This is a genomic window from Deinococcus humi (genome assembly GCF_014201875.1).
GTDB lineage: Bacteria > Deinococcota > Deinococci > Deinococcales > Deinococcaceae > Deinococcus > Deinococcus humi.
Map to the genome: position 1 here is coordinate 38,230 of NZ_JACHFL010000006.1, position 20,842 is coordinate 59,071.

Genomic DNA, 20,842 nt, shown 5'->3' on the forward strand with positions numbered 1-20,842 from the left:
TGAGGGGAAGGATGGTAACCTCTCCTCCCGGAGATTGCATGACCGTGCCCCCAGCACTCACCCCAGTCCTGATCGAGCGCCTGGAGCGCGCTGTCCTCCGCAAAGGCCGCGACGCCCTACTCCGCGCCGCCGCGCTGCCAGACAATCCTTACGCGGTCACCGTCACTCAACGGGGCGACCTCCTTGCCTACCGTGTCGGCACCCTCCCGCACCTCCCCTGGTACAACACCATGACGGGCGTGAGCGAGGCCACCCTCCCGGCCCTGGATGAGGTCCTTGCGCTCTACGCAGCTTCCGGCATTCCGCCCAGCCTGAGTGTGTGGGCGACCCATCTCAGCCCCGTCCTCGGGGCTGCCCTGTTCGACCGGGGCCTCACTCCACGCGGCGTGGGAATCACACTGTATGCCGTGGCCCGGACGCCTGGGGTTGTCAGTGTTCCCGGCGTGACCGTTCGTGAACTGGCCCCTGGGGGAGAAGTGGAGGTTTTCGAGAGCGTGCTGCTGGGCGGCTATGGGTTCACCCATCCAGTTCAGCAAGCCCTCGCCGTCCTCGAAAACGAGGGACCGGGTGTGCGACGTTTCCTGGCGCTGGTGGACGATCAGCCCGCTGCTGTTGGCACGCTGACCGAGCATGATGGGATTGCCTATCTGGCAGGGGCGGCCAGCTTGCCGATGATGCGTGGTCTGGGGGCACAAACAGCCCTGATCCGGACACGGCTCGCTACGGCGGCTCAGTCGTGTGAGCTGGTGACCGTCACGACGGCCTTTGCGTCACGGAGCCAACAGAACCTGGAAAAAAATGGTTTTCGGGTGGCTCACCTCAAGACCGCTTGGGCGCTGCGGGACAGTCTCGGGTGAAGGGGTGTGGAACCCGAAGACACAGAGAATCAAGCTGCTGGCACTGGGCCGACACGTCCTAATAGAGACAGGTGCTGTCCTTCGTGTAGGACGAGGTCGTCTCCGGATTCGTCCTGATCGCTTGGTGGGCGATAAGGGCTACAGCGACACCACTGTCCGGAAATATCTCCATGCTCGAGGGATTCAATTTACTGGTCCCAGACGTAAAGACCAGGGACCTGACATCTGCTTCGACACAGCGGCATACAAGGAACGCAACAAGGTCGAACGCCTGATCAATCGCATTAAGAACTTTCGTCGGATGGCCACACGATACGACAAGCCTGCCATCAGTTACCAGGGATGGCTCACTGTCGCAGCGAATCTCCTCTGGCTTTGACTACAGCGGAATGCTCTCCCACGACTTAATGTCTGGCCATTCCTCTCGAAATGCTGCGATCAAATGGGTCACTTCACCGAGAGAAGTGGTTCCCCTCAGGCGTTCAAGGTACAAGTTCCGCTCGGCGACGCTCATGGCGTCAAATGCCCAGTACAGGCCCATGAGGGGGTTGATAAACAACTCCGAATCTCCTGTGCTGAGCGTGGAATGGTGGTTGCCGAATTGGCCCTCCACTGCATCAAGAATCGAAGACGACACAATGCTGGGACAATCAGGCATCCGGTCATGGACAAACGACAAGGCCTGCCGGTACTGCTGCACTTCCGGCATATCCGGCGTCAGGCTCCACGTCCCCAGATAAGCGCCCATGCGTGTCAAGGCGGCTACAGCCTCCAGATACTGGGCGTGGGCCACACCATGGAACGTGTCCACACCAAAGCCCAGGCACACCAATAGCTTCTGCGAGACGCCTGTAAGCATCTGCACGGCGGCCAGACTGACTGCATCCTCTTCCGGTGTTCCCAGTCCAGCCTCATCCCCTCGCATCAAACTGTCTGTTCCACCGTCGATCAGGATGACGGTATCGACGCCATACAGCTCCGTGAGTTGTTGATACGCGCGAAGCAGGGGCTGTACCCCCGTTCTGGCGAAGGCATATACAGGAACGGCGTCCGTTTGGGCCAGCCAGCGGGCCAGGTGGAGTTCCGGGAAATAGCGGAGATCCGCTTGCGTTTGAGCCCGAACCTCATATAACGCTTCCCCGAGTAGCCGGGCGTTCGAGAGGTCAAGGCTGGAGAAGGAAAGATTAGCCAGGACAACGTGCTTCCCTTGCGCTCGGAGAGCGAAATACAGCGGGAGTCCACAGAACAGGTCAAAACCACCGCCCGCACCTACGAGCAGGATGGTCTGAGCCTGTTCGAGTTTATGGAAGATCGGTGGAAGGAGGAAAATTCCTGGAGACATCTACAAAAGACATTACTTGACGCACCCTTGGCCTACACGCCGTAGCAGGGGGTGCCATACGCCTGCGCGACAGCAGCGATAAAACCGCGTCGAGATGGAGCTCCAGTTCCCGTCGCAGGGTGGTAGATCACGCCAGGGGGCACCAGTGCGTCACAACCGACGAATCGCGTTGACAAAAGTTCGGCTGTTGATTCCAGCACCGTCACCGAACCCCATCGGCAGCGGAAGATGGGATGGCAGAGGTGAGGCTGACCTGGGGATCCAGATCGACCAGCAGGACACGCTGGCCAGCCTGTGCAAACTCGCAGCCAACGTCACGGACGATGCTGGTCTTGCCTGCGCCGCCCGCGTAATTGAATACGGTGAGCGTTTTCATTGGATGTCAGCGGATAACACGTCAAAACCCGACGCGCACGCCGGAGTAGGGGAGAGGGGACGCATTCAGATCCAGGTCACGAAGGTCTGGTGCATCAGGGCGGAACTGGATGGAATGGATAACTACACCATTCTGATGATCGTTCTACGGCGTTACCGCCTCAGACGCATCAGCCCCGGGTAATGGAAAACGCCTCGCGTAACCCGCTCAGCGCTGAACCGCGTGGAACGAACTCGTGCGCAACGTACCCGTCAAAGCCTGTCTCCTGAATGGCGCGCAGCACCGCCGGATAATAAATTTCCTGGGTGCCATTGATCTCGTTGCGCCCGGGATTCCCAGCGGTGTGATAATGGGCAAAGTACGGGTGATATTCGCTGATCGAGCGAATCAGGTCACCCTCCATGATCTGCATATGGTAGATGTCATAAAGCAGTTTCATCCGCGGTGATTCAACAGCGCGACATACCGCTACTCCCCAGGCGGTACGGTCAGCCCGGTACCCCGGGTGGTCGACCCGGCTGTTGAGCAACTCGAGGATCAGCGTTACACCCGCGTCTTCGGCGATTGGGGTAACACGGCGCAGCACCTCGGCGCTTGCGGCAATCGCTGACTCGTCGGAGCCTGTGGTGGAGCTTCCTGCGAAACACACAAGATTGGCAATGTCGTGGTGCCTGGCCAGGGCAATCGTTTGCGTCAACTCAGTCACGATTCGCCCGTGGTGCTGAGCGTCACACAAACCCTCGAGAATCGAACCGTGGCCCGCAATGCAGGCGATTCGCAGACCATGCGCCTTTACGAGCGCCCAATATTCGTGTGGCACCAGGTCAAGCGCCTCGTATCCGATCTCAGCCGCAGCCCGCACAAATGGCGCAGGACCGAGGAGCGGCGCAAAGCACCACCAGGCGGCGGACTGACGCAAGGGCTTCAGTGTGGACCATCCTTTTTGGCCTCCCCTTCAGTGGGGGAGAGCCGCAGTTCTTGCTCGATCATTGAGGTTACTGTACGACCTGAACCCCAGCAGCGGATCAGGCAGGGCTCAGAAAAGCCTTCAAATTCCCATCCGTGTCAGATGTGATACTCCCCAAGTCCCTCAGGAGCGAACTCGAACCTCTCACGCGGGAAAGTTGTTCTCTTGAGATGAACCGAGTGGGGAAATCCACGGCCATGCCAGTCAGGACGATCACAAGGATGCGGAAAACGGTAATGCGGGTACGAGCGGATATCGTGCTGCTCGGCTTCGTCTGGGTTCTGCTGCGTGGGATGCGCCGCTCGAGGAGAGATGAGACCGTAAGCACGGTGACGCGTGTGGCAAAAATTTAGAGGGAGGCAGGGCAGATCTTTGGAAAATCGATTAAAAAGGGAACGGCCGCACACTTCGCATTCGTTTGTGAGGTGTCTGGAATCAGCGAGGCCAACGCCCGCACCCTTTCCACGCAGGGCACATCCAAGATCGGAGTCGCGTCGCTCCACCTGCGAGAGCGCTTGGGCCCAGAGATTCACCCTGCTCTCTAATGGCACTGCAGACAGGGAACTGGGCTCCCCATGGGCCTGACGAGCTCCCGCGCAGGCAACCCGAACTCTCCCAACAGTGTATTGGTCCGCGGTAAAGGAGCCCTTGACCTAGGAAAGCCCTTTGAATCCACACCTCAGTTGTCGAGCGTGAAGTCCATCCGCTCAGGAAAAATCAACGTGAACGTCGCCCCCTGCCCCGGGTGCCCTTCTGCCCTGATCTGACCGCCATGCCGGTTCATGATGCGCCAAACCGTGGCCAGGCCGACCCCTATTCCCTCGAATTCGTCCTGATGATGAAGGCGCTGGAATAAGCCGAACAGTCTGCTGGACATCTGTGGGTCAAACCCCGCACCATTGTCCGTAATCTCGATCGATAAACCCTCGGGGACCGTGTGGGCGCGAACGGCAATCGACGCTTGTGCCCGCGTTCGCGTGTACTTGATTGCATTGTCCAGCAGGTTCAGAAACACCTGACGCAGCAGTCGTTGATCTCCACAAACCACCGGCAAGTCACCGATCTCCCATACGATCCGTCGTTCGCCCACATCCGGCGCCAGATCCGTCATGATCTGCTGTACCAGGTGGTCAAGAGAGACAGGGCCAAACTCCAGGGCCTGACTCGAGACGCGGGCAAGATCCAGGAGGCCCATCGTGAGCTCATCCATACGGTGAGCGGCATTCTGAATCTGTGTCAGGAGCATGCGGGTCCGCTCATCTTCAGTACTCAGGCGCCGCTGAAGCAGTTCTGCAAAGCTATGAATATGCCGGACTGGTGCGCGCAGATCGTGCGAGGCGGAATACGTAAAAGCTTCCAGATTGGCATTGGCGATCTCAAGCGCTTGTGTGCGTTGTTGAACCCGCTCTTCCAGTTGATTGTTCAGCATCGAGACTGCGTCCTGTGCTCGCGTTCGCTGTTCCAGTTCCTGCTGAAGCTGCGCGTAGAGGCCGGCATTCTCTACCGCCAGGGCCGCTCGGTGCGCCACCTCGAGCAGAAATGGCAAATCCTGCTCCTGGTAAACGTGTCCCACATGGCTGCTGGCCAGAGCCATCACGCCCACCGTCCGCCCGTGCACGGTCAACGGGAGCTGCACCATTGAATGCAGCTCCAATCCCCGGACAGCTTCGAGGTAGGCCTCGTCGTCGCTGGCAGCCAGAATCATTTCTTCCGTGATGATGGGAATCAACCGGGGCTCTCCGGTGCGAAACACCTGACCAGCACCGGAACTGTTGATCAGCACAGGGTGGTGCTCGGTCATCCGACGCACCAGGACGATTTTTGAGGGGTCTTCGTGAGCCACCGCAACCGGAATGAGGCGCTCACCCTCCGGCAAAGACACCGAACACCAGTCGGCCAATCGCGGTACCGCCAGTCCGGTCAGGGTCTCAAGCGTATCCTGCAGTTCCAGCGAGGTGTTCAGGGCCTGACCGGCTTCCGACAGATACTCCAGCCGCTCCTGCAGCGCCTCGGCCTGCTGACGGGCCCGGCGTTCTTCATGCAGCGCCCGGCTGCGGTGCAGGGCCTGGGCACACTGTGCGGCGAGGACGCGCAGAAATGTCCGTTCATACGGGGAAAAGGTCCGCTCTTCTCGAAACGAGAGGACCAGGACCCCGAGCGCATCGTCACCCGCCAGCAACGGCAGGTCCACGACGCTGCCATGAAAGTTCTGAATGTGTGGAGCAACCTCAGGGTAGGCCGTGCGGGCCTGCTGGAGTGATTCTAGAAAGAGGGCCTCGCGGCGGTTATAAGCCATCACGAAGGGAAGCTGAGCGTTCAGCGGGACCGACTTCAGGAAGGTGACCGCGTCCTCCCGGTAGGCGTAAGAACCGATGAAGATCAGTTCCTGGGCGGTTTCCGAGCGCAATGACACAAAGCCGCCATCCGCGCCGATGGCTTTGATTCCTTCGTCAATGACGGCCTGAATGACCGCTTGTGGCTGGTCGGTCCGGCCGAGGAGGTCGACGAACCGGAACCAATCCAACAGTTTGCTTTCAGTGCTCAGCGGCATAAAGATCTCTTATTCTGGCAGATGACCCTCAGCGCAGCCTTCACGCGAGCTCAGTGCCGCACAATCCAGCTCTGGAGGCAGCAGGTTGTTGCTGGCTTGAGAGCAGCCCATATGGTCAGCGAGCACCGATGGGTCCCGGTCCTGGCCACCTGCCAGAGTTCTGGCAACTTAACCTCAGTGAAATCGGAGGAGCCCAGCAAGTGACTTGAGAAGCAAGCCACCTGCTGCATCACCTCTCGCCAAAGGAGACATGTTGTGGTTTGGTTGCTTCGTTTGAGGGCGGCGGGGATGCTGGTTCGGGCATGGCGGGGAAGATTCGAGACCCGGGCGTACAGCGCGCGGAAGTCCTGCAATCGCCGCCGTCGTTTAAAGCTGAGCGGGCTGCGTCCCTGCTGCCGGGTGGGGCGATGGGACTGTTCAACCCGATTGTTGTAAGGCCTGTATCAGGTTCATCGAATGTTGTGTGAATATGAGTCCGAGCTTTCCTAAAGCTGTCAGTGCCTAAGGGTGACCAGCCTTTCGGCTTCCCCTACATTTTGTCTGAGATTAAATTAATTTGATGTTTTTGGTAACTGGCGTATAAGAATAGGGTGACATGAGTTGCTCAACACTTCATTTAACACAACCGTTGACAGCGTCTGCCTGACCTCATTGACTCCAGACAGGACGGGCAGTGCCGGCTAACGCCATGAGCCGCTTCAAGTTGATTCGCACCTTGGCCAGTGCAGACCCCCCCATTTCCAATCTCTATTCTTTATGCTATGTTTTTTAAAGCAGTTTACAGAATGGAACCGGGGTGACACAGGGGCCGTTCTGCGGAGGTCTCATGTTCAAATCCCTACGCCGCCGTGCACTTCGGAAACAGCCATTTCCTGAACCGTGGCTGGAGGTCCTTGAGCGCCGCCTCGTTTGGTATGGTCGCCTCACGCCAGACCTGCAATTGCGCTTGCAGGGCCGCATTCAAATCTTTGTCCACGAAAAGACGTTCATAGGCTGTGGCGGCCTGGAAGTCACCGACGTCATGCGCGTCCTCGTGGCGGCCCAGGCGTGTCGCCTGGAGCTGCATCACGAACCAAGCCACTTTCCGCAGTGTGAGACGATTTTCCTCTACCCGAATGCATTTGTCTCGACCGTCACGCATCTGTTGCCGGGCGGTGTGATCGAGCAGGTGCCAACGGTACGCATTGGTGAGTCCTGGCACCGGGGCAGTGTGGTGCTGTCCTGGAACGCCGTGGAGGCCAGCACCTGGGCTGAGTGGACCGGGCAAAATGTTGTTCTGCATGAATTTGCCCATCAGCTTGACAGTAGTGGTGGAGCCGTTGATGGCGTGCCAGTCCTGCGGAATTTGGCCGCTTATGCCCGGTGGGAGCGGGTCGTGGATCGGGCGTTGACCCATCTGCGCCTGCGACTGGGCCAGGGAGAACGACCGATCGATCCCTACGCTGCGCAGAACCCGGCGGAATTTTTTGCAGTGGCCACAGAGCTTTACTTTGAGACTCCGCAGGCTCTGCGTGCCTTTGATCCCGAATTGCATCAACTCTTGGCAGACTATTACGGTGTTTTTCCAATGTACCGTGCTGAAGCTGCCTGAGCAGGCAGCTGTGCAGGGGTGCTGAAGAGACCGCCTGCGTTGCTGCCGTTCGGACCGGCCGGCGCTGAATGACACAGAACGCGGCGGGTCTAACAACCAGGGCCCACCCGAACCGCGATCAATTCAGGCTGATCTGCTCTGGCTCTTGGCGAACACCTCGTCCGAACTTGACTTTGCCAGGCCTACTTGTCTGCATCCAGATCGGCCATTCGAAATCGTCTTCCTGCCGTGGAAGATCTTGCAGCTCCGATGGCGAAGAGCAGAGTTCTGGCGGAGCAGCGCGACAAACGGTTTTGGTACCCTGACCTCAGGAGATCCGCTCGCTGTGACTGAGTGCAAGGCTGGCTGGAACCGCTCTCCACTCAGCATCTTCCAGCACTCACTCTGGCTGTCCTGCCGGTTTTCCTCAGTGAGTGTGATGTCGGCTCAGTCACATGGCGCACACCAGTGGGCAAACGACGGGCGCCGCCCACCGTGCCTCAAGAGCGGACAACTCAGGTGATCGGAAAAGCCCCCACCCCTCTGCGCTTTGGCGTGGGGGCTTTTGTGTTGGGGTGCGCTACAAGGCTTTCAGTGCGTCAATGACCGTAGTGATCAATGCTGCGCCGATCACCGCAATGGTCAGCTCATGAGATATGGATGCAATGTACGCTGCCGCCTGCTGATTTTCATGCCTGAAGCGGCGGCACAACCTTTTTCAACCCAGTCTGGTCTGACTGGACGGGTGGAGGTTGCGCTTCAGAACTGCTATAGCATCTTCCGTTCAGCTGATCATGTCCGCTGATGCAGACTCTGAAAACACGAGCGCCTGTTGATGTAACAGCGTGGTCAGCGCACGAATCATTGGCAGTGCGGCGCGTGAAGGCATCACAGCCACGGCCAGCTGGCGCCGGAGCGGCACCGGCAAGCCAAGAAGCCGCACCCCCTGGGGCAACGGTTGTGTGGCCAAATGCGGAATAATGGCGTGCCCCAGACCATGCGCCACCATGCCCAGCATCGCACTGTCGTTCTCGACTTCCAGCACCGTCAATGTGGATGCTGCATGTTGATTGAGGTAGGTCTGCAGTAAGCGATTGCACCGGACACAGGTCATGGGCAAGAGCAGCGGTTGATTGGTCAACTGCTGCCAGATCTCAGCTGCCGTTTGCGATGCACTGGACGATTCTGAAACAACCAATTTGTAGTCGTCTTGATAAAACGGCCAATTCAGCAACGGCCCGGCCACCGGCATATGAACGATCGCAATGTCCACGTGTCCTGAGAGCAAAAACTCTTCCCCACTCGTGTGGTCGGATCCTGCGTCAATGACTTGAAGATTGATGCCCGGGTGTGTTGAGCGAAAGCGCGCAAGGATTTGAGGGAGCAGGTGGGTTGCGACGCTTCGCGGAGCGGCAATCCGCAATGTTCCTGTGAGTTGATCCGGCTCTTGAACCGCCTCATGAATGTCTGCGACCGCCTGAAGTGCACGCTCTGCATGTTGCAGCATGCGGGTTCCTGCCGCTGTTAAGGTCACGCCTGAGGATGCGCGGCGGAGCAGCCGCACTCCCAGGGCACGTTCCAGTTTGGCCACACCCTCAGACAAGCTGCTTTGCGACAGCCCCTGCTCCGCCGCGGCCTCTCCAAAACCGCCAGCCCGCACCACAGCCAGAAACAATCTCAATTGAGCCAGGGTGAGGCGGGATCGGGAGGACATCCCTCAGTGTACGCAACACGTGGATCAAGCTTCCAATTCATCGGACTTGCCGATCCTGCAGCACCGTTCCAAAGCCTGACCCGATAGGCTTTCACGCATTGTCCCGTCATGCTGGTTCTGACAGGGAGACCTATGGACATCCAACCAGTTCAAATCTTTACGCCATCCCCTTTCCATTCTCGCCACTCCGGTTCAAGTCACCTGCGGGGGAAGCTATGAAGACCATCGGTCTGATTGGCGGCCTGTCCTGGGAATCCAGCGCGCAGTATTACCGTCTCATCAACGAAACTGTTCGTGATCGGCTGGGTGGGCTGTGGTCCGCCGTGAGCCTCATGCACACGGTCAATTTCGAAGAAATTGAGCGGTTCCAGCGCCTCGGTGATTGGGATCAAGCGGCGGCGGTACTCATCGACAGCGCACGCCGGCTGGAGCGTGGGGGTGCAGATTTTCTCCTGATCTGTTCCAATACCATGCACCGGATGGCCCATGACGTCGAGGCGGCCGTCCGTATTCCGCTCCTGCACATTGCCGATCCGACCGCGCAACAGATTCAGACCCGAGGATTGACCCGGGTGGGCCTGCTCGGCACAGCGTTCACCATGGAACAGGCGTTTTATCAAGACCGCCTGCGGGAGAACTATGGCCTGAATGTGCTGGTTCCCGATGAGGCAGACCGAAAAACGGTTCACCGCGTTATCTACGAAGAGTTGGTTCAAGGGCGAGTAGAAGCGAACTCAAAAGCAGCGTATGTGCGGATCATGCAGGCACTGGTGGACCGTGGAGCACAGGGCATCATCCTCGGCTGTACCGAAATCATGTTGCTGGTTGGCGAATCAGACACAACGGTGCCTATTTTTGATACCACCACTTTGCATGCCCTCGCTGCTGTGGATCTTGCCCTGCAGTCCAATCCAAATAAAGGGTAGAAGGTCAACGGGCCTCTCGTGCCTAAGGCCGGTCACGTACTGTGCTGCTGGGCTGCCAGGGGGCTGCCCCGCTATTGCGTCGTTGAGGTTAAGTGGCTTGAGCTTGGCGTTCGACCTCGTGAGGGGTCAAGTCGCCCAGTGTGGAGTGGCGGCGCTGTCGGTTATAGAAGACCAAGTGGATTCGAAGATGGCCTGCCGGGCAGCGGTACCTCAGCGTATGGTTTCTTTGGCAAAGAAGGTGGTGGCTTTTTCGGGATTTCTCGGTCCTGGCACAGGAGTTCGTTCCCTCTGCGGAGCCGTTGGATTTCTGTTGCTCAGGGGGCGGATTTCGCTTTCCCTGACCAGGGAAAGCAGCGTCGCCCCGTTGCTGTTCGGCCGTCAGCCATTGCGCAGCAGTGAGGCGCCCTTGCCCAACTCGCAAGCGGTGTGGGAGAGGTTGCTGCCTGTTCGGGCGAGCCCAGCGGCGTCTCGCTTAAATTCTGCGGTTGGATTGTGCGGTGGGTCATGATGTGCCTCCTTTTATCGAGGCTGATCTCCATCTGCGCAAAACCGGGTCACCCTCGCTCGCCAAGCGATCCCAATACGAAGATATAGGGAACGGCGTCGAGGGTACGACGGTCACCAGCGCGAAGGCGTCCGACTCGGTCGGGAGAAGAGCCTGCATCAGCTCCACTGCGCGTCAGTGAGGTCCCGGGACATCGTTTCAGCCTACGGACGTCCTTTTTGAAACCGCCTCTAACCGGAAGCGGACTACGCCGACGCGTCCATGGTGCACTCGGGCCACGTCATCACTGCCCAGAGCTACGCCTTCGCCGAGTTCGGGCTCACCGTCGCCGATGGCCTCAGTGCGGTGTGGAACGTCGCCAGTGCCCGGCGCTTCTCTCTGGGCCACGGCCATCCAGCGTCTGGGTCACCGGGCGGGGGCACCATCGGCCCATCATCCAGCACCCCTTACCGTCTGGGCACCCAGGGCGGCGGATCCACGGCCACCCACCAGGAGGTACCCTATGCACCCGACCCGACTGCTGCTGCTTGCCCTTGCCGTCACCACCCTGTCTGCGTGTGGGGGCGGCACCGCTCACCCCACTCCGGCCCCCTCCGGTCAGCCTGGCCCCACCTCGCCGGGTACCGGGCAACCCGCGCCCACGCCCAACCCCGTGCCAGCACCCGCTCCTGGGGCCTACACCATGACGGGCCGCGTCATGGCGGAGTGGGGTGAGCCCCTGGCCGGCGTAGACGTGTATGTCCAGCACACGGAATCAAGAACCTACACCAAAGGTGTCACGGACGCGCAGGGCCGTTACGTCGTCCCGATCCCGCAGGAGGCGGGGCTGTGGAGCGCCGTCGCCTACCGAATCATGACCTACAGCAGCCGCGACATCCCCGTGTACCTCGCCCCCGAGGACACCACGCCCTTTTCCTCCTCCAAGGGGGCCGTCAGGGATTTCGTGTACCGCGTCAAGGATGCGCCCCACGGCAGGGTGATCGACGAAATCGACAGCCTGGACGTGGAGATCGACTACGACACGCTGGAAGTCACCTTCACGCCCGACGGCCCGAATACGGCGAACAGAAGCGAGCCCTTCACGCTCAGGTACCGTTTCGGGTATGGCCTGCCGAACATTCCCTTGGGGGAGTATTTTGTCACGGCCACGCAGATGCGAAGCGGCCAGCGGGAGCCGCTCCTGATCGCCACGCGCGACACCCCCACGTATGTCTCCCGCGCCCGGGCCCGCTTCCTGCCCGAGACCATGCATGTCCTTGCCATGGAACTGTTCTGGAAGAACCCGTAGATCCGCCGCTGGATACCAGCGCGTCGGCCCCACCATCCAGCCCAAGATCACTATTCCCGACGCGGTTTGGAGATCCCGCTGTCTGCCCGGAAGCCAGACAGCGGGCCAGACGTGCTGGGGATGGGGTCAATGGGGCTCCAGGGATTGAACAATCAGGTCTGCAGCGAAGGCCAGAAGCGGGTGTCCAATCCTTCAAGGAAGCTAACCTGATCACCCAGGCCCGGTTCTATCCCTGCTCCTCCCGGTGGTTCATTCGTCGGGCCACCGCTCGCTGGATCGCTGAAGACCTGCATGCGGCGCCGCCGGCGCAGCACGAAGCGCTGCACCTTCCCACTGGGCGTTTTGGGCAGTTCGTTCACAAAGTGCACCGTGCGCGGGTAGGCGTGCGCGGCGAACTGTTGCTTGACCAGCCGCTGCAACTCGGCGGCGAGCGCCTCGTCTCCACGGTCGTCTGCGCGCAACACCACGAAGGCCTCCAGCACCTCTCCGCGCAACGCGTCCGGCACGCCGATGACTGCCGCCTTCATGACCCGTTCGACATCCCAATCGCTGAGAGTGAAGCGGTGATAGAGCATTGGCGGCAGAGTCGATGACCGCAAGATGGAACCGGGATCCAGGGATTTTCTGACCCCTCAGCGCCGCGTCACTCTACCCTGGCAACTTGCCACAGCCCATTCTCAATTGAAGAAGCCCTGCTGACATGCTGCTTTATGCATTCAAAAAAGCCCCTGCGTCTAGCACGGGCTGATGACAGATTCAAGTTAAAGCGACAAAAGGCGTCGCGCAGTGGCGCTCAGGGATGCGTTCCATCCTTGTGTTCCCCTGTTCTACACTTAAGGGGTGCCTTCCTCTGCCTGGCAGGTCACCGTGCTCGGACTGGCCCACCTCACAGGACCGGGTGACACGGTGCTGGAGCTTGACCGCAAAACTGCTGGCGTCCTGGCCTACCTGGCTGTCGAGGGCAGCGCGCCCCGTTCCCGGCTGGCTGGGTACCTGTGGCCGGAATCCAGGGAGGAGACCGCCCGGAACAACCTCGCGCAGCTGCTGCGCAAACTTCGGCTCGCAGCTGGAGAAGATCTCGTACCTGGGAGCAGCACCGGCCTCCTGAGACTGGCTGACGGTATGCGAACAGACGCTTGCGACGCCCGCGAGGCCTATCTCCTCGGACAATACGAAGCTTTTGTGGCCCATGATCCCTTGCTGCTGGCCGGACAGGACTATGACGACTGCCCCGAATTCGATGACTGGCTCGTCGCGGAACGTGAACGTTGGATGGAGTGGCACCGGGCCGCCCTGCGGGAGCTCTCTGCACAGGCTGAAACGCGCGGCCACCTTGACGAGGCCCTGCGCTGGGCCCTGCAGGCACTGACCGCCGACCCGGTGTCAGAAGGCATGTTCGTGCGGGTGATGACCCTGCAGTACCTGTGTGGTCAGCGCCTCCAGGCCCTGCAGACGTTTGAACGCTGTCAGACCATGCTACAGGTGGAGTTCGGGGTTGAACCGCTGCGTCAGACCAGTGAACTGGCCCAGACCATTGCCAGGAGTACTGCGGCTCCCAGACCATCGGAGTCCGGGTCTCCGCTTCCTCTGACTGTCCTGAGACCTCCCCGCCTGATTGGGCGGGCTGACCAATGGCAGCAGTTACAGCAGGCCTTTGAGGCCAGACAGGTCATGTTCCTGACCGGAGAACCCGGCAGTGGCAAGTCGCGCCTGGCTCTGGACTTCGCCTCATCCGTCGGGACCGTGATGCACCTGCAGGCGCGCCCTGGGGACCAAGACGTCCCCTACGCCACACTGACCCGCCATGCCCGGCACCTCCTGCAGACCACCTCGCCGGACCGGATGCCTGACTGGGCACGCCAGGAACTTGCGGGCTTGGTTCCTGAACTTGCCGGAGCGACCACAAAGGCGCAAGAGAGCAACGGTGAAACCAGACTTCGTCTGTACCGGGCCTTTCTCGAACTGATGCGCGCCGCGGCCCCAGACTGCCGGGCGTTCGTGATGGATGACCTGCAGTTCGCAGATCAGGCCAGTCAGGAAGCTCTGCTGTACGTGCTGGCCAACCGACCGCAGGGGGACTTCCCTGCGCTTCTCGCTGTCGCGCGCGAAGGAGAGCTTGCCACCCCCACCCATGAACGCCTGGACGCGCTGATCGGGACGGGGCTCGCCGTCAACTGCGCCGTCGCGCCTCTCTCTGACGAAGCGATTCAGGAATTTCTCGGAAGCCTCGAGGTGCCCGAAGTTCAGCACCTGGCGGCCGATCTTGCCCGCTACACCCGCGGGAATCCACTGTTCATCCTTGAGACCCTCAAGCACATCATGCAAACTGACGGGTATCTCAATGCCTCCCTGGGGTACTTCACGCTGCCGAAACGGGTGGGGGTCCTGATCGAGCAGCGTCTGAAGCGCCTGTCTCCAACGGCCCTTCAGGTCGCTCAGGCTGCCGCCGTCCTCCAGAGTGACTTTGATCTTGACGTGGTGAGCGAGGTCCTGAATCAACCCATCTTCACCCTGATTCCCGTCTGGGAAGAACTTGAACGTGCGCAGGTCTTCGACCGTGACCGTTTCACCCATGACATCGTCTATGAAAGCGTCCGCAATAGCTTGCCAGGGGGAGTGTGGCAGGCCCTGCACCGCAGCGCTGCGAGGACCCTTGAACGTCACGGCGCTGCGCCAGCACGGGTGGCCCGGCACTGGCTCGAGGGGGCGCGGCCTGCTGCGGCTGTCCCGTTTCTCCGCAGCGCGGCGCAGCAGGCCGAGCAACGTTACCTGCTATGGGAAGCGGCGCAGACCTATGCTCAACTGACCGATCTGCTGAATCAGCTTCAGGACCAGCCGGCTGCGTTTGATGCGCTCGACGCCCAGGCGGAGACGCTGATCAACCTGCAGGACGCCGATGGGCTTGCTGCCGTCGTCAGCCGACTGCAAAACAGTGCCGTGACCCTCGCTCAGCAGGTTGCTGCTCGTGTGCGTCACTGCTTTCTCCTGTTCCTGTGCGGTGATCAGCCCGCGCTGCTGCAGGCGTCGGAAGAAGGGTTGGCGTGGGCCCGTGAGGCCGGAGACCTGAAAGCCGAAGCGTCCTTCCTCGAGGGAATCGCCTACGTCGATATCATTCGTGGCGGTGGCGTGCGTGCGCGTGAGGCGTTCACCCGCATGCTCGAAGTGGGTCAGGCCTGCGGGGACACGGAACTGCAGGCCAAATCCCATGAGGGCCTGGGCATGGTGATCCGCAACAACCGTCCCCTGGTGCTCGAGCATTACCGCCAGGCCGCCCTCCTGCACGAACAGAACGGGAACATCAGCAGCTTCGCCGCTGCCTCCGGAAAACGAGCCTGGCTGCAGTACGAGGTGGGTGACGTCCACGGGGCACTCCAGATCTTTGAGCACGCCCACCGGCGTCTCAACGAGGTCCGCGAGGGGCATGACAGTGTCAAATTGATCAACGCCTGGGGGCGCAGTACCTGCCTTCAGGCCCTGGGTCACTACGCAGCCGCTCTGGAGGTTCCCACAGGGGCGTTGGCGATCTCGTCCGGCCGGGACGCTGGTTCGACCGGATGGCGACGCGTGCTGGAGCTCCAGCGGGGCCGCGTGCTGCTGGAGCTCGGGTGTTCCCAGGAAGCCCTGTCCGCCATTCAAGGGGCCATCGCGGCTCCGGAATACATCCAGAATATTCGGAGCCGCGGGATGATCTCCCTGGGCCAGGCTCTCCTGGCGGTCGGGCAACTTTCCGAAGCCCGGCAGGTATTCTCACAAGCGGAAACCCTGCTGGACCCAGAAAATGGGCCTTACTACTGGACGCAAGTGCAGCTCGGCCAGGCTCAACTGCTACCCGCCGAACAGCAGCTGGCGGTGTTCGAGAGCCTGCTCGACCTCGCCCAGCGAAAAACCCTGCCGCACCTGTCGCTGGCCGTACAGATCCGCCGGGCACAGGCCCTGATGGCGCTCGATCTGCCCGCAGCAGAGCGCGATCTGGAAGGCGACGCGGCCGCTCACGGGGTGCTGAGCTTTGGTGAAGTGCTCCTCACCCGCTACCGTGTGGCCCGCAGGAACGCCAGCCCTGATGCGGCGGCTCGCCTGCACGCCCTCACGGAGTGGGTGACCCGAACCGCCCAGGATCAGGTTCCAGCCCAACACCGCGCATCCTTCTGGTCATTCAACCCGGCCGCACGTGTGGTGCACGAAGCGCAACCCGCTCTATCACACATCAGAATCACGCGTGGTTAAGCCGGGACGGGTGGTCACTGCGCCTGTGACCCGTTCACGCCGGACCAAAAGCCCGGGTGCGCGAATACGCACCTGAGCCCGTGTGGCACCTTGAGCTTGTTATGGGCGGGCGATCCAGAAGTAGGTCTTGACCAACGTTCCGCTGTGCCCACAGGAGTCGTATCCGTTGAAGAGCACTTTGGCAGACGGCCTGAGACTCTCCTCGGTGTTCGTCCTGCTTACGGACAATGGCGTTTGGCTGCCGTCAGCGTTCACCAGGGCCGCGGTTAAGGTGTAGTACCCGACCGGGATGTCCTGAAGAGCCTTGTCAACGCTCGTGACCCGCTTGATCGTCGTGCCTGTGCTGCCGTCGATGAGTGGCCCGTCCGGCACCAGCGTGACCTCAACCTGCGCGGAACGGTCGACGGCCTCGTCCGGGTCAGTGAACGTATTCAACAGCGCCAGAGACCCGCCCCAGAAACCGCTGCCGATGTTGTCGTTCGTTTGATCGGAAGGCCCACTGATTTTCCAACGGAAATTGCGGATTACACCAGCCGAGGCGTTGAACGCGTCTTTGTAGGGTTCCGGGTCACCAGCCATGCGCAGACAGTACTGCCGATCGTGGTAATTCACTTCCTTGTAGGCGGAGACGTAATACGGGTTGGTGGCCGGATTGAGCTCAATGGACTGATACTTCCCGTCCGTGCCCGTCGAGGTAAAGACTGTCCCACGGAACATGGCGGGCTCAATAATCAGCTTGACGCCGGGCACGGGGTCACCTCGCACGTCCAGCACCCGGCCACTGACCGTGTTTGGCGTGGGCTTGCCTGGCTTGCCTTCCGTTCCCCCGCCGGTGCCACTTCCGGTACCGGGGTCAGCGGCGGGGACGGCGCCGCCACAAGCACTGAGCGTGACAAGCGAGAGGGTGAGAAGCAGGGCCTGTGTTCTTTTGTGCATGTGGTCTCCTTGTACGCCACGCATCGCAGTGAATCCTCGTCGGGCGATGAGACAGGTGTACAGGGAAACCGATGAATTCTGGATGATCGCCTTGGCACGAACAGGGCGGTGCGAAGAGCAGACCCCAGACCCAGCCTGGCTCCGCCACCCGATCAGATCTGAAGCAACCCAGGAAACACAGCTGCCGAGCTGTCGCTGCCCTGTGGGGAATCGCTGGCTAAAAATGTTGAAGCACAGGTATCCAGGACGACAGCAGACCCAGCGAAAACCCGGAATGGCCGCTGTATTGACCAGGGTGATTGGGTGCTGTTGACCCAATGGAGCAGAAGCTTGGATCAGTTGCAAAACATTGGCAGGACCGACCACCTGGCACGACTCTACGGCTGTCCGCTCGTCCCAATGCCCACCGTACAGCGAAGTGTGGCCAGTCCCGGGAGTCTGTCGAGGATGACAAGGCTCAGACCCCATTTGTTTATGGACTGCTGGGATTGCGTCGCCTGGCCCTCTTCTTGGGGTCTTCCAAACCCCTTCTTCTCAGAGCGTCCCAGGCTGATCAGTTCCATGCCCGCTCCTGTGGATGAACAACCAGCAACCATCCGATGATCGCTGGCTGCCACGTCGCTGCGGCCAGAAGGCGCAGAGGTGGCTGTGGCACACCCTGTGCGCTGGAAGCACGCCTGTCCTTCTTCCGACTGTGGTGCCCCTCGAGTTCATCATCCAAAAATCACGGCCTTCGGGGGAAGGTGACGCTTGAAGCGACGCCCTCTGCGTGTCGCCCCCAGGAGGAACCATGAACATTCAAAAGCGCATCTCGATCCTCGCCCTCACCGCTCTGCTCGCCGTGCCTGCCCTGGCGCAAACCCGAACCCAGCCCCCTCCCACGCCGCCCACACGAGTCGTCCAGGGCACGACGCAACTCGCGGGTGACGTCGGCGTGATCGGCAAGACCTTCACCCTGGGCAAGGGCTCGGATGCCATCAACTTCACCCTCACTGGGGCGGAGTTCAGCGCTTCTCGCGTGACGATCGGCGAGGACGTGTATATCCCGAAAGCGGACGAGAAGCTGCTGATCCTGCGCTACACGGTCCATAACCCGCAAAAAGAAGACCTTCGCTACTTTTACAGAACGTTGCAGTTCACGGTGGTGGACGCCAAAGACGTCAATCACGCCAACGAGAACTACGTAGGCCGCGACGGGACCACCGACCGTCTCGACATCACCCTCAAACCTGCCCAGAAGGTAGGGGCTTACGCGGTCATCGCCGTTCCGGCCGCCGGTCCCGTTCCCAAGCTCATCGTGAATGTTGAGGACGACAAGCAGGTGCTGCGCTACGATCTGCGCGGCAAGGTGAAGGCGCTTCCGGCTCCATTCGCCGACCCCTCGGACGCCGCGAAGGTCACGGCGCTGGAGGCCGTGCCGATGAAGGCGGGGGTGTACGGCCCGCTTGGGTACTTCGACCTGAAGCTCGACTCGGTCGCGGTGAGCACGAGCCCCATCAATGGTCGGGAACTTGAGAACGGGGAGCGCAATCTCGTTGCCGTCTTCACTGCTCGGAACGGTGTGGCGAAGACGGCAGAGGTTCGTTCTATCTTTTCGCGCACCTTCTCGTTCAAGCTGCGCGACACGGACGGCGAGGTCACCGAGTACGACGACAGTCCCCTGAAGGTGTCGCGTGACGAGAGCACGAGCGGCTCCTTGAAGCCTGGAGAGGAGGCGCGCTTCCGCGTGTACTTCAAGCTGCCTGCGAACGTGAAGGGACAGAGCATCAGCGTCGTCGAGGAGGAAGAATCACGTGCGCTCATCTTTGACGTGAGCGGAGCCAAGTAAAGAGATGTGGCAAGTTGTTGGAGACTGGAGTGGGGCTGAGGCTCCCAAAGGTCAGCGGCCTGAACTTCAGGCCGCCTGCCACACGGTTTCTCGCCACGTCGTAAAGGCCGCCTGCTGATGACGACGCCATAGAGCGGGAACGGTGGAGCGGGCAGGGTGGTGGAGATTCGTGATCCGGGCATGCAGTTCGAAAAAGCCCTGTGCCCGTTGTCGTGACCTGAATCCTCTCTGTTGCCGCTCCTGCCGCCATGTGGGGCGATGGGACTGCTCAATGGGGTTGTTGTGACGGGCGGTTGAGACAACTTGAACGTGCTCCACACCGTGGAGCACGAGGGATTCCCGAAGGGCTGCACCATCACTCCACAGCTCGTCAGTATGGATGAGCTCCGGAACATCGCCCCTCCCCAGTAGACGGTCGAAGAACGACTTGGCGGCCTCGGTATTTCGGTGTTCCTGAAGAAGGACGTTCAGCACGGCACCGTGTTCATCAACGGCCCGCCACAGCCAGTGCCGGACACCTCCGATGCTTGGACACCCCTCGTCCATGTACCACCGCGAGCCCCGCCTGGGTTCCCGGTAACGCCGCTCGTCAACGCTGAGCGGCGAAAAATCGACGTTCCACTCGCCAAGCGTGTCGTGACTGACGTCGAGCCCACGCTCCTGAAGCAGGGCCTGTCTGTCCCGATCGCTCAGCGGAAAGCGGTGGGACAGCTTTCTGGGCATGCCCGATGATACTTCCCTTTGAATCGGTGGCGATCGGGCTGATGGTCAGTCACTGGCGGCCACCCTACCGCTTAACCTGCCAGAACTCCTGGATGAGCTGCGAGAAGCACAAGAGAAAAAAAGATTGGCGGATAAAGATTTGCTCCCGGCTCTCGAGTCGGCTCGCGAAGTCTGCCTCCTCAGATTCGCTGCCCTCGCCCAGTGAGTCAAGCCATCAGACCAACATCAGCGTATAGCCGTTACAGTACCGCCATGCGCCGTCTTCCTTTTCTTTTGCTGGCCTCCCTCATGGGTGGCGCGCAAGCTGCTGTCCCTGCCCCGCTCACTGGAATCTGGCAATTGACTGGCAGCACCGCCAGCATCCGGCCGCTGCCCGCACCGCCTGAAGGTCAGCTGGTGATTGCGAATGAGGTTCACGGCAAAGTTGGATGTGGGACCTTCCGTGGCAGCATCAACGCGGCGGCTGGTGGACTTGAGTTGCAGGTCACCCCAGACGCTCCAGATCCCCGGGCCCGTTGCCTGTATGCGCTCCCCGGTCCGTTCCTGGAGGCCCTGAACGAAAGCACGCATTACGTCATCAGTTCGGACACGAAACTCCTGGTGCTCTACAGCAAAAAAGCGCGATTCGCGTTTAAACGCATTGGCTACGTCACACCCGCCAACAAGGGCGGTCAGCGTTAGAGAACGCTGATGAAAGGCGATCACTGATCGCTTTGAGTGCTGCGTGTTGGAGCGGTGGGCCGTCTGGAGGTCAGACGCCTTCGTCTAGGACTGGTAGAGGGCGGATGAACTGCGGCTGACGCAGGTCAGGCCGTAAGCCGTGTTGCAGCAGTTAATTCCATTCTTCGCTTCTCTTGGTCCAGACGAAATACGTTATTGGCAGAATGAGGCGGCAAAGCTCCCCTGAACTGATTGAGGGGGGTCTTTTTTCTTGTCTCAATCGGTGGATCCTGGTAACTGTGAGCTCTGCAGCATTTCAACCTTCGGCCCCTCTCGGTCCGCTCCCTTCGAATCACCAGACGCTTCTCGCCACAC

The 20,842-nt window shown here is 60.6% G+C and carries 15 protein-coding genes and 3 pseudogenes; 8 read left to right on the top strand and 10 right to left on the bottom strand.

All coding sequences use genetic code 11. The annotated features are described in order from the left end of the window. Positions 1–38: 38 nt before the first annotated feature. Together HNQ08_RS12715 and HNQ08_RS28105 are read left to right on the top strand one after the other, a co-directional pair. The gene (locus HNQ08_RS12715; RefSeq protein ID WP_184132583.1) at positions 39–857 is read left to right on the top strand and encodes a hypothetical protein; all 819 of its coding nucleotides are present in this window, start codon (positions 39–41) and stop codon (positions 855–857) included. Beyond that, the gene (locus tag HNQ08_RS28105; RefSeq protein WP_342355696.1) at positions 799–1,236 is read left to right on the top strand and encodes a transposase; all 438 of its coding nucleotides are present in this window, start codon (positions 799–801) and stop codon (positions 1,234–1,236) included. The genes HNQ08_RS12715 and HNQ08_RS28105 overlap by 59 nt, the downstream gene beginning before the upstream one ends. Here the strand turns inward: HNQ08_RS28105 and HNQ08_RS12725 are convergent, their stop codons facing one another. The 5 genes and pseudogenes from HNQ08_RS12725 to HNQ08_RS12745 form a co-directional block, all read right to left on the bottom strand. Beyond that, on the bottom strand, positions 1,237–2,199 hold the full coding sequence (locus HNQ08_RS12725; RefSeq protein ID WP_221284175.1) for a DUF1152 domain-containing protein: 963 nt from the start codon (positions 2,197–2,199) through the stop codon (positions 1,237–1,239). A gap of 12 nt (positions 2,200–2,211) precedes the next feature. Further along, positions 2,212–2,337: pseudogene (locus HNQ08_RS28210) on the bottom strand (IS5/IS1182 family transposase); the annotation flags it as partial. A gap of 64 nt (positions 2,338–2,401) precedes the next feature. Further along, positions 2,402–2,575, bottom strand: coding sequence for a ParA family protein (locus HNQ08_RS12735; RefSeq protein ID WP_184132588.1), 174 nt, complete (start codon positions 2,573–2,575; stop codon positions 2,402–2,404). A 169-nt stretch (positions 2,576–2,744) separates the two neighbouring features. Further along, complete coding sequence (locus HNQ08_RS12740) at positions 2,745–3,494, bottom strand: hydroxypyruvate isomerase family protein (protein WP_221284176.1); 750 nt, start codon at positions 3,492–3,494, stop codon at positions 2,745–2,747. Between the two features lie 727 nt (positions 3,495–4,221). Next, complete coding sequence (locus HNQ08_RS12745) at positions 4,222–6,093, bottom strand: GAF domain-containing protein (protein WP_184132591.1); 1,872 nt, start codon at positions 6,091–6,093, stop codon at positions 4,222–4,224. 826 nt (positions 6,094–6,919) lie between these two features. Between HNQ08_RS12745 and HNQ08_RS12750 the strand changes: the two genes are divergently transcribed. Beyond that, positions 6,920–7,684, top strand: coding sequence for a M90 family metallopeptidase (locus tag HNQ08_RS12750; protein ID WP_184132594.1), 765 nt, complete (start codon positions 6,920–6,922; stop codon positions 7,682–7,684). 763 nt (positions 7,685–8,447) lie between these two features. On the opposite strand, the gene HNQ08_RS12755 is transcribed toward HNQ08_RS12750, so the two are convergent. After that, positions 8,448–9,377 carry a LysR family transcriptional regulator gene (locus HNQ08_RS12755; RefSeq protein ID WP_184132597.1) on the bottom strand — a complete coding sequence of 310 codons (930 nt, stop codon included), beginning with the start codon at positions 9,375–9,377 and terminating at the stop codon, positions 8,448–8,450. 215 nt (positions 9,378–9,592) lie between these two features. Here HNQ08_RS12755 and HNQ08_RS12760 point away from each other — a divergent pair, with 215 nt between their 5' ends. Then, positions 9,593–10,303, top strand: coding sequence for an aspartate/glutamate racemase family protein (locus HNQ08_RS12760; protein ID WP_184132600.1), 711 nt, complete (start codon positions 9,593–9,595; stop codon positions 10,301–10,303). 205 nt (positions 10,304–10,508) lie between these two features. Here HNQ08_RS12760 and HNQ08_RS27385 read toward each other — a convergent pair. Then, positions 10,509–10,789: pseudogene (locus tag HNQ08_RS27385) on the bottom strand (transposase); the annotation flags it as partial. A gap of 521 nt (positions 10,790–11,310) precedes the next feature. Between HNQ08_RS27385 and HNQ08_RS12765 the strand changes: the two are divergent. After that, positions 11,311–12,096 carry a carboxypeptidase-like regulatory domain-containing protein gene (locus HNQ08_RS12765; protein WP_184132603.1) on the top strand — a complete coding sequence of 262 codons (786 nt, stop codon included), beginning with the start codon at positions 11,311–11,313 and terminating at the stop codon, positions 12,094–12,096. 152 nt (positions 12,097–12,248) lie between these two features. Here the strand turns inward: HNQ08_RS12765 and HNQ08_RS12770 are convergent, their stop codons facing one another. Next, entirely contained in the window at positions 12,249–12,671 is a 423-nt protein-coding gene (locus HNQ08_RS12770) for an AMP-binding enzyme (protein ID WP_184132606.1), read from the bottom strand. A gap of 265 nt (positions 12,672–12,936) precedes the next feature. Between HNQ08_RS12770 and HNQ08_RS12775 the strand changes: the two genes are divergently transcribed. Further along, positions 12,937–16,320: an ATP-binding protein gene (locus HNQ08_RS12775; RefSeq protein ID WP_184132610.1), complete on the top strand. Its 3,384-nt coding sequence runs from the start codon at positions 12,937–12,939 to the stop codon at positions 16,318–16,320. Positions 16,321–16,419: 99 nt separating this feature from the next. Here the strand turns inward: HNQ08_RS12775 and HNQ08_RS12780 are convergent, their stop codons facing one another. Beyond that, positions 16,420–17,256 carry a carboxypeptidase-like regulatory domain-containing protein gene (locus tag HNQ08_RS12780; RefSeq protein ID WP_184132613.1) on the bottom strand — a complete coding sequence of 279 codons (837 nt, stop codon included), beginning with the start codon at positions 17,254–17,256 and terminating at the stop codon, positions 16,420–16,422. Positions 17,257–18,046: 790 nt separating this feature from the next. Here HNQ08_RS12780 and HNQ08_RS12785 point away from each other — a divergent pair. Continuing rightward, entirely contained in the window at positions 18,047–19,084 is a 1,038-nt protein-coding gene (locus HNQ08_RS12785; protein ID WP_221284177.1) for a hypothetical protein, read from the top strand. A 66-nt stretch (positions 19,085–19,150) separates the two neighbouring features. Here HNQ08_RS12785 and HNQ08_RS12790 read toward each other — a convergent pair. Continuing rightward, positions 19,151–19,860, bottom strand: a pseudogene (locus HNQ08_RS12790) (IS6 family transposase). 199 nt (positions 19,861–20,059) lie between these two features. Between HNQ08_RS12790 and HNQ08_RS12795 the strand changes: the two are divergent. Then, positions 20,060–20,488, top strand: a complete 429-nt coding sequence (locus tag HNQ08_RS12795; protein ID WP_184132620.1) for an META domain-containing protein — start codon at positions 20,060–20,062, stop codon at positions 20,486–20,488. The last annotated feature ends 354 nt before the right edge of the window (positions 20,489–20,842 follow it).